Origin of the sequence: Streptomyces beijiangensis (assembly GCF_017315755.1) — a bacterium.
Classification (GTDB): Bacteria; Actinomycetota; Actinomycetes; order Streptomycetales; family Streptomycetaceae; genus Streptomyces; species Streptomyces beijiangensis.
This window is the reverse complement of sequence record NZ_JAFLRJ010000214.1, coordinates 1-8,854: the sequence shown is the minus strand read 5'-3', so window position 1 is coordinate 8,854 and position 8,854 is coordinate 1. Positions and strand designations below refer to the sequence as shown.

The 8,854-nt window shown below is 71.2% G+C and carries 8 protein-coding genes; 3 read left to right on the top strand and 5 right to left on the bottom strand.

From position 1 onward, the window contains the following. Positions 1-380 precede the first annotated feature (380 nt). Positions 381-1,928: an alpha/beta hydrolase gene (locus J0695_RS22505; protein WP_206963982.1), complete on the top strand. Its 1,548-nt coding sequence runs from the start codon at positions 381-383 to the stop codon at positions 1,926-1,928. An 18-nt stretch (positions 1,929-1,946) separates the two neighbouring features. Here the strand turns inward: J0695_RS22505 and J0695_RS22500 are convergent, their stop codons facing one another. After that, positions 1,947-3,077, bottom strand: coding sequence for a PP2C family protein-serine/threonine phosphatase (locus J0695_RS22500; RefSeq protein ID WP_206963981.1), 1,131 nt, complete (start codon positions 3,075-3,077; stop codon positions 1,947-1,949). Positions 3,078-3,180: 103 nt separating this feature from the next. On the opposite strand from J0695_RS22500, the gene J0695_RS22495 reads away from it, so the two are divergent. Both J0695_RS22495 and J0695_RS22490 read left to right on the top strand, forming a co-directional pair. Then, on the top strand, positions 3,181-3,945 hold the full coding sequence (locus J0695_RS22495; RefSeq protein ID WP_206963980.1) for a ParA family protein: 765 nt from the start codon (positions 3,181-3,183) through the stop codon (positions 3,943-3,945). After that, on the top strand, positions 3,945-4,772 hold the full coding sequence (locus tag J0695_RS22490; protein ID WP_206963979.1) for a ParB/RepB/Spo0J family partition protein: 828 nt from the start codon (positions 3,945-3,947) through the stop codon (positions 4,770-4,772). The genes J0695_RS22495 and J0695_RS22490 overlap by 1 nt, the downstream gene beginning before the upstream one ends. A gap of 68 nt (positions 4,773-4,840) precedes the next feature. On the opposite strand, the gene moeZ is transcribed toward J0695_RS22490, so the two are convergent. The 4 genes from moeZ to J0695_RS22470 form a co-directional block, all read right to left on the bottom strand. Beyond that, a complete protein-coding gene (gene moeZ / locus J0695_RS22485) occupies positions 4,841-6,019 on the bottom strand; it encodes an adenylyltransferase/sulfurtransferase MoeZ (RefSeq protein WP_206963969.1) in 1,179 nt (392 codons plus the stop codon). 67 nt (positions 6,020-6,086) lie between these two features. Beyond that, positions 6,087-6,803: a spherulation-specific family 4 protein gene (locus J0695_RS22480; protein ID WP_206963967.1), complete on the bottom strand. Its 717-nt coding sequence runs from the start codon at positions 6,801-6,803 to the stop codon at positions 6,087-6,089. Then, positions 6,791-7,753: an SDR family oxidoreductase gene (locus J0695_RS22475; protein ID WP_206963965.1), complete on the bottom strand. Its 963-nt coding sequence runs from the start codon at positions 7,751-7,753 to the stop codon at positions 6,791-6,793. The genes J0695_RS22480 and J0695_RS22475 overlap by 13 nt, the downstream gene beginning before the upstream one ends. Before the next feature lie 186 nt (positions 7,754-7,939). Further along, positions 7,940-8,854: hypothetical protein (locus J0695_RS22470; RefSeq protein ID WP_206963963.1), on the bottom strand; the 915-nt coding region annotated here is incomplete at its 5' end.

Below are 8,854 nucleotides of genomic sequence, written 5' to 3'. Positions count from 1 at the left end.
ACGATAAGGACCCGCGGGGTGGCGGGGAACGTCTGCCCGGTGTGGCCCGCGCCGCGTGCGGCGTGTGGCGAGGTCCCGGGCAGGCGAGCTTCGGCCGGTTTTTGTCCTCAATCGCCGGACGGGCTGAATTTTGCCCGGCGTGCGCTGGGAACTGACGATCGCAAGCGCGCGAGCAACTCCACTGCCACCCGCAGGATCAGTCGCAGGGCGGGCAAATCAAGCCCGTCGAGGGGGTCCCCCCTGCTCGAGCGAAGCCGAGAGCTTGGGGGAGATTGAGGACAACGCGGCCGGAGGTCGCGTGCTGGGGGTTGCCGGGGCCAAGTCCCCGTAAAGGGGGTGGCCCGTACCATGTGCCGGACATCCTGAGGGGGAGCACATACATGCACAGGCTCATACGCACGGGGTCCTTCGTCGCCACCGCGGCCCTGGTCCTGCTCACCGGCTGCGACAGTGATTCGGGTACGAAGCCCGAGGCCAAGGACACCACCACCCCGGCCCCGACCTCATCGGCACCCGCCTCCCGGCCGACCGGGTCCGCCCTCCCCGCGTCCCTCACCTCCCAGAAGCCCGACTGGGGTCACTGCAAGGACGGTCGCAGCGGATGGACCTGCGCCAACGTCAAGGTCCCGCTCGACTACGCGCACCCCGCCGGCGCCACCATCTCCCTCGCCCTCGTCCGCAAGGAGGCGAAGGACAAGTCCCGGCGCCTGGGCTCGCTCCTCTTCAACTTCGGCGGTCCCGGCGGTTCGGGCGTGGACATCCTCCCCGACGCCGCCGCCGAGTACGGGAACCTCAACACCCGCTACGACCTGGTGAGCTGGGACCCGCGTGGCGTCTCCCGCAGTGCCGGTGTCGTCTGCCGCACCGACTCCCAGCAGGCCGGCGCCGAGCGCGACATCGACCTCACCCCGGACACCCCCGCCGAGGAGGCCGCCTACTTCAAGGACGCCGCCGACTTCGGCCAGGGCTGCGAGGAGCGCTCCGGCAAGGTCCTGCCGTACGTCACCACCAGCAACACCGCCCGCGACCTGGACCTGATGCGTACGGTGCTCGGCGACGCGAAGCTCAACTACTTCGGCTTCTCCTACGGGACCGAACTGGGCGGCACCTACGCCCACTTGTTCCCCAAGAACGTCGGCCGCACCGTCCTGGACGCCGTCGTCGACCCCACCGCCGACGCGGTCGGCCACGCCCGCAACCAGACCATCGGCTTCCAGCGCGCCCTCGACGACTACCTCAAGTCGACCGGCCAGGACCCCAAGGCGGGCACCGCGAAGATCGCCGCGCTCCTCGGCCGCCTCGACAAGAAGCCGCTGCCGACCAAGGACGGCCGCAAGCTCAACCAGTCCCTCGCACTCACCGGCATCGTGATGCCGCTGTACTCCAAGTCCAGCTGGTCCTACCTCACCCAGGGCCTCCGGGAGGCCGAGCAGCAGGGCACGGGCAACCTCCTTCTCGGCATGGCCGACGCCTACAACGACCGTGACGAGAACGGCCATTACTCCACCCAGTCGAGCTCCCAGCGGGCCATCGACTGCGCCGACACCAAGAACCATCCGACCGAGGCCCAGGCCAAGGCGCTGCTGCCGTCCTTCCGTGAACTCTCCCCGGTCTTCGGGGAGTTCCTGGCCTGGGACACGGCCGGCTGGTGCAACAAGTGGCCGGTGACGGGCGAGCTCGACCATCCGGTGGCGAGCGCGCAGGGCGCAGGCCAGGTCCTGGTCGTCGGCACGACGGGCGACCCGGCGACTCCGTACGAGGGCGCCAGGAAGATGGCGGACGCGCTGGGCGCGGGTGTCGGCGTCCTGCTCACCAACAAGGGCGAGGGCCACGGGGCCTACCACGGCGGCAGCGGCTGCGTGGCGAAGAAGGTCGACGGTTATCTGCTCGACGGCAGGGTCCCGGCCGACGGCACGACCTGCTCCTAGCGTCCTGGCGGCGGGCGGCTACCGCGCCGCGACCACCAGGATGGCGGCGTCGTCCTGGAGCCGGCCGCCGACGTACGCACCGAGGTCGCGCTCGATCTCCTTGGCGAGCGCGGCCGGCTCCAGGTCGGTCCAGCCCTCGAGGCGCCGGGCCAGCGGATAGAAGTCCCCGTGTTCGTCGCGGGCCTCGGTCACCCCGTCCGTGAACATCAGCATCCATGCGTCGGGCGGGAGTTGGAGCTCCACCACCGGGCGCTCCGGGTCGTCGACGAGGGATCCGAAGCCGAGCGGGAGGCCCGCCTCGCCCAGGCCGACCTCCAGCGCCCCTGACCGGCCGACGATGTAGGGCTCCAGGTGACCGCAGTTCACCAGGCGCATCAGCCGCGCCGACGGGTCGAACTCGACGAGCAGCGCGGTGACATGGCGTTCCTCCTGACCCGCGTCCGCCGCGTACTCGTTGTAGCGGTCGAGGGAGTTCTCCATCCGGCGGGTGAGCTCGGCGAGGTCCCGCTCCTCGTAGCCCGCGACGCGGAAGGCGCTCAGGACGGTCGCGCCCGCGTTGATCGCATCCAGCCCCTTGCCGCGTACGTCGGCCACCAGGACCCGGGTCCCGAAGGGCGATTCGATGACCTCGTAGAGATCGCCGCCGACGCGTGCGTACTCCTCGGCCGCGAGGTAGACCCCGTACACCTCGAAGTCCTTGGTACGGAGCGGGAGTTTGCGCAGGAGCGCCAGCTGGACCGCCTCGGCCGTGGTGCGCGCCTGCTGGAGCAGGAGCTGCCGCTGGTCGCCGAGGCGGGAGATGAGGATCGCGAGCAGGCCGAGCGCGCAGGTGGAGACCAGGGCCACGGCCTCCTCGCTGACGTTGTTCCCGTCGGGCACCACCACCGCGTACGCGACGGCGACCGACGCGCTCGCGATCACGGCCAGGACGGCGGTGCGGGCAACACCCAGGACGAGGGAGCCGAGCAGCGGGACGAGGAAGACGGCCAGCACGGCGCGCAGGGGCTTGGGAGTCACGTACTCGGCGTAATTGACCGCCGCCAGCAGCACGAGCAGGACGGCGAAGTAGGCGCGCTGCTGCCGGGGGGTCGTGTCCCGCTCGACGAGGAAGCGGGTGAAGCGGGTCAAGCGGCGGCCCTGCGTCGGCATGGTGGCGTCCCTTTTCGGCGCGTACGTGACCCTTTGCCGGGCCCCGCTGCCACAGTAGCCGTACACCCTAAATGCCCGATGTGAACCGCCCAAGGGAGTGGCCATGGCCCATGTGCACGTGATCCTGAACCAGAAGGGCGGGGTCGGTAAGTCCACTCTCGCCGTCAACCTCGCGGCGGTCACGGCCGATGTCCTGGGGGCGGGCGAGAAGGGCGGGCAGCCGCCGGTGGTGGCCGTCTCGATCGACCCTCAGGGGTCGGCCGTGTGGTGGTCGGAGCGGGTGGGCGAGGGGCTGCCGTTCGACTTCGTACAGGCCCATGACGATCTGGCGGGGCTGGCCGCGCTGTCCCGCATCCCCGGTGTGCAGCATGTGTTCGTGGACACGCCGGGGTGGCTCGACCTCGCGGCCGGGACGGGCGACGACCCGCTCGGGAACGGTCCCGCGGCCGACGCGCTGCGGGCCGTGCTCGACTCCGCGCACGACGTGATCGTGCCCATCGAGCCCGAGCCGCTGGGCTTCCAGCCCACACAGCGGACGATCGAGCGTGTCGTGAAGCCGCGGGGGCTGCCGTTCCGGGTGGTCGTCAACAACTGGGACCCGCGGGACGGCAAGGCGGACCTGGAGCAGACCCGGGCGTTCGTGGAGGGCCAGGGGTGGCCGCTGGCCCGGACCGTCGTACGGCGCTACAAGCTGCACACGCGGGCCTCGGCGGACGGTCTGGTCGTCACGCAGTACGGGGCGAACCGGGTGGCCCTGCAGGCGCGCGAGGACTTCTTCCGGCTCGCGCTGGAGGTGGGTCTCGCGGTCGTACCGGCACCGGCGAAGCCTCGGCGGGCGCGGGCGGCGAAGAAGCGGGTGACGGCCTGATGGGACGGCGCATCGACCTGTCGTCGCTGCTGGGGACCCCGGAGGACCCGCGGGCCGCCGCCTCCCTGCCACCGGTCTCCCTGCCACCGGTCTCCCGGCCGCCGGTCTCCCGGGACACGTACCAGCTGACCGTCCCGCTCACCGACCTCACCGAGAACCCCGACAACCCGCGCCACGAACTGCGCGACCTCGACGGCCTCGCGGAGACGCTGCGCGAGCGTGGCGTGCTGCAGGCGCTGGGCGTCGTCTCGCGAGGGGCGTTCCTGGCAGCCCATCCGCAGCACGCCGATGCGGTCGGCGACGCCCCGTACGTGGTGCTGCACGGGCATCGGCGGCTGGCCGCGGCGAAGATCGCGGGGCTGCGGGAGGTGCCGGTGCTGGTACGGGAGGACGCGTCCAGGACCGATGAGGACGCGCTGATCGAGAACGTACAGCGGGACGACCTGACCGAGCTGGAGCAGGCCAGGGCGATCCACGGGCTGATCGGCAGTTACGGGTACTCGCAGCGCGATGTCGCCGGGCGGATCGGGAAGACGCAGGGCTTCGTCTCGCAGCGGCTTTCACTGATGCGGCTGCGGCCCGACCTCCAGGAGGCTCTCGCCGACGGCCTGTTGTCGGTGGAGGACGCACGGCGCATCGCACGGCTGCCCGCGGACGAGCAGGCGCTGCCGGACGCGGCGGCCGCGGCCGTGCCCAGGGCCCGACGTGATTACGGCGTAATCAGACTGAGCGCCCGGTCCACGCCCGAGGAGGTCGTGGACGGACTGCGGCGGCATCTGTCGCCTGCCTCGCTGGAGCGGCTGGTGGAGTTGCTGGGCAGCAGATAGGTCCTGGGTACGACGGAGGGGCCGGCCCGCACATCCCGTGCGGGCCGGCCCCTCCGATGTGACCTGGTCTAGTAGATCGGCTTCTCGGGCTCGATCTGGTTGACCCAGCCGATCACGCCGCCGCCCACGTGCACCGCGTCCGAGAAGCCCGCGGCCTTGAGGACCGCGAGGACCTCGGCGCTGCGGACGCCCGTCTTGCAGTGCAGCACGATGCGCTTGTCCTGCGGGAGCGACTCCAGCGCCCTGCCCATCAGGAACTCGCCCTTGGGGATCAGCTTCGCGCCGGGGATCGAGACGATCTCGTACTCGTTCTGCTCACGGACGTCGATGATCTCGATCTTCTCGTCCGCGTCGATCCACTCCTTGAGCTGCTTGGGAGTGATCGTGGAGCCGAGCGCCGCCTCCTGGGCCTCCTCGGACACGACGCCGCAGAAGGCCTCGTAGTCGATGAGCTCGGTGACGGTCGGGTTCTCGCCGCAGACCGCGCAGTCGGGGTCCTTGCGGACCTTGACCTGGCGGTACTGCATCTCCAGGGCGTCGTAGATCATCAGGCGGCCGACGAGCGGGTCGCCGATGCCCGTGAGGACCTTGATCGCCTCGGTGACCTGGATGGACCCGATCGACGCGCAGAGCACGCCGAGCACGCCGCCCTCGGCGCAGGAGGGGACCATACCGGGGGGCGGGGGCTCCGGGTAGAGGCAGCGGTAGCAGGGGCCGTGCTCGGACCAGAAGACGGACGCCTGGCCGTCGAAGCGGTAGATCGAGCCCCAGACGTACGGCTTGTTCAGGAGCACACACGCGTCGTTGACCAGGTAGCGCGTCGCGAAGTTGTCCGTGCCGTCCACGATCAGGTCGTACTGGGAGAAGATCTCCAGCACGTTCTCCGACTCGAGGCGCTCCTCGTGCAGGACCACGTTGACGTACGGGTTGATCCCGAGGACCGAGTCCTTCGCGGACTGCGCCTTCGAGCGGCCGATGTCGGCCTGGCTGTGGATGATCTGGCGCTGCAGGTTCGACTCGTCGACCTCGTCGAACTCCACGATGCCGAGCGTGCCCACGCCGGCGGCGGCCAGATACATCAGGGCGGGCGAACCGAGGCCGCCCGCACCGACGGCGAGGACCTTGGCGTTCTTCAGCCGCTTCTGCCCGTCCATCCCGACATCCGGGATGATCAGGTGGCGGGAGTACCTGCGGACCTCGTCGACGGTGAGCTCGGCAGCCGGCTCAACCAGGGGTGGCAGCGACACGGGGACTCCGTTGGTCGATATGTATCTACGTACGGTTGTTCTCTCCGTAACACTGCCACGCCCCTTCTCATTCCGAGACACCCGGTCCGATCCGCGAGACGATTTCGTCCCAGTACCCGGGCAGTGTCTCGAACGGGCTGCTGCGGTCGGTCGTTTCCGTGCGATCCGTGAAGAAGATCGTCCCCGCGCCCTGCCAGCGCGCGATGCGGACCGCCTCGTCCAGGTGGGTCCGCGGCAGCCCGTGGACGAAGTGGCAGAAGCGGGACGGGTCGTAGTCCGCCGTCCACTCCGCCACCTGTGACCAGCGGTAATCCGTCCACGGCCCGTTGAACGTGACCAGCTGGTCGGCGGCCTCCGCGTACCCGGGATGCGGGTGCGTGCCGTGGCCGAGGACCGTGTGGCCCTGCAGGGCCGAGGTCAGCCGGCGGGTCTGCGGGAGGTCCGCGCGCTCGGTGGGGGCGCGGTCCAGATAGAAGCCGTCGACCCGGTACCACTCGCGGAACCGCTCGGCGTCGGTCATCAGCTCGCCGTGGGAGCGGGCGCCGTACATCAGGTCGAGATGGCCGAGAACCTTGATGTCGGCATTGCGCAGTTTGCCCGCGGCGGCCAGGCAGTGCGGGTCGGGGCGGGTCCCTGGACCGTGCGCCACATTGAGCACGGCCCAGTGCAACGGCGTTCCCGGGCGCGTGAGTTCGGCCCATTCGACGGGGGCGACCAGGGGGTGCGCGTAACCCGGCACACCGAAGCCGATGCGGGTGGTCGGCTGCGCGGTCAGATGCGGCATGCCGCCTCCATCCAGATGTCCGCCAGGGACTCTTCGAGGTTGATACGGGGACGCCAGCCGAGGCGGTCACGGGCGGTGCGCACGTCCGCCTGCTGCCAGCTTCCGCAGCCGTCGGGGTACGGGGCCGGGGCGCCGAGGTGTTCCATGGGGTTCTGTTCGGTACGGGGGGAGATCAGGCCCGAGTGGCGGGGAGGCGGGGCGTCCAGTTCATGGAGCGTGCCACCGTAACCCGCGACGCGCGCCAGGACGGCGGCCGCGTCACGGAGCTTGACCGCACGGCCCGTACCGATGTTGACGACACCCTGGGCCGCGGAGAGCGACGCGGCGTGCACGGCGCGCGCCACGTCCCTCACATCCACGAAGTCGCGCTGCACGCCGAGCCCGCTGAGCTTCAGCTCGCCGTCCCCCGCCTGCATGGCGCGGCGCATCGCCTCGGCGAGACGGCCGAGCGGGGAGCCCGCCGGGGTGCCGGGTCCGACCGGCGAGAACACGCGCAGGACGATCGCGTCCAGGCCGGAGCCGAGCACCAGCTCGGATGCGGCGAGCTTGGAGACGCCGTACGGGCCGCCGGGGCGCGGGACGGCGTCCTCCGCGGTCGAAGAGCCCGGCTGGGAAGGGCCGTACTCGGCCGCGCAGCCGAGCTGCACCAGGCGGGCGGACGAGGTGGAGCGGCGCATGGCCTCGCAGACCGTGGCGACGGCCACGGTGTTGTGGCGGGTGAGGTCGCGGGCACCGCCCCGGGTCGCGCCGGCGCAGTTGATGACGACGCCGGGGTGGACGGCGTCCAGGAAGCGGGTGAGCGCGCCTGGCGACCCGCCCGCGAGGTCGAACCGGACGTCGGCGTCGTCGCCGCGACCCAGTGCGGTGAGGTGCACAGCGGGGTCGGCGAGCAGTCTGTCGGCGACGAAACGGCCGAGGTAACCATTGGCTCCGAGCAGCAGGACCCTCATCGCGCGGCCACCTCTCGGGACCGACGGGCCGGTGCGGCGACTGGGGGTGCGGGGCTCATGTGGCGTTCTCCTTAGGGATGTTGCTCGTTCGTCCGAATGGGGTCTCCCCTGCTCGAACGAAGGTGAGAGCTTGGGGAAAGGGTCCTTCCGCGGCGTCGGCTCCGCGGAAGGAACGACTGGGGTGCGTCAGGTGTGCGCCGAGGCGCGGGAGAGGGTGGCCGCCGCGTGCGCGAGGAGCGCGAGGGCGGCGGCCGTGACAGCGACGACGGGGATGGCGGCGGCTCCGGTCCCGACCAGCTCGCAGCCGGGGAGTCTGCCGGTCAACACAGCCGCCGCCGCGAGAACTTGACCCGCGCACACGGCGGCCAGGGCGGCCGCGGGACCGTCGGGGAAGCCGTGCACGGTGAGCAGCCTGGCCAGGTACAGAGCCGTACCGAGTGCCAGGTTGGCGGGGGTGAGGCTCTGCGCGAGGAGGAGCAGCACGGTGAGGACGCCCATGTGCAGCGCGGTGGTGAGGAGGAGCAACGGCCGTACATGGGCGGCGAATTCATCGGTGCCCCGGCTGGTGGCGAGCTTGCGGCGGGCGAAGGTGGAGAAGAGACGGGCACACCAGGCGGCAGGGGCGACCGCGAGGGCGAGGGCGACCAGCGCTCCCGAGGTCATGGGCCACGGGCCGTCGGGGCCGCCGCGGATCAGCTGGTCGAGGAGGGTGGGTCCGTAGACGGTGTACGCGAGGAGCCACAGGACGTAGAGGCGGGTGGCGGGGACGATGCGGCCGGGCGCGTGGAGGGGACCCCGGCGGAGGGTGAACCCCATGGCCAGGGTGACGGCGACGGTGCCGCCCGCGATGACGGCGATCCGCGTCTCGCCGTCGGTGAGGTGAACTCCGGCAGCGGCGGCGGCTGTCGCGGCGCCTGGCAGGAGCCCGAACAGGGGGGCGTGCGATTCCGGCTGCGCGTCGGGGCCGGGCTCGTGGGCGGTCGCGTCGTCCGTGTGGGGGACGCGGGCGTACAGCTCCTCGGCCAGCGAGAAGACGTCGCGGTGACGGAAGCGGGCCGCGGTGCGGTCGGTGACGCCGTGGGCCTCCAGGCCTGCGGCGAT

Bases quoted from the DNA above. Each gene is read 5' to 3' on its own strand.
- J0695_RS22475 (WP_206963965.1), bottom strand. From the start codon at position 7,753: ATGAGGGTCCTGCTGCTCGGAGCCAATGGTTACCTCGGCCGTTTCGTC.
- J0695_RS22500 (WP_206963981.1), bottom strand. From the start codon at position 3,077: ATGCCGACGCAGGGCCGCCGCTTGACCCGCTTCACCCGCTTCCTCGTC.
- J0695_RS22505 (WP_206963982.1), top strand. From the start codon at position 381: ATGCACAGGCTCATACGCACGGGGTCCTTCGTCGCCACCGCGGCCCTG.
- J0695_RS22495 (WP_206963980.1), top strand. From the start codon at position 3,181: ATGGCCCATGTGCACGTGATCCTGAACCAGAAGGGCGGGGTCGGTAAG.
- J0695_RS22480 (WP_206963967.1), bottom strand. From the start codon at position 6,803: ATGCCGCATCTGACCGCGCAGCCGACCACCCGCATCGGCTTCGGTGTG.
- J0695_RS22490 (WP_206963979.1), top strand. From the start codon at position 3,945: ATGGGACGGCGCATCGACCTGTCGTCGCTGCTGGGGACCCCGGAGGAC.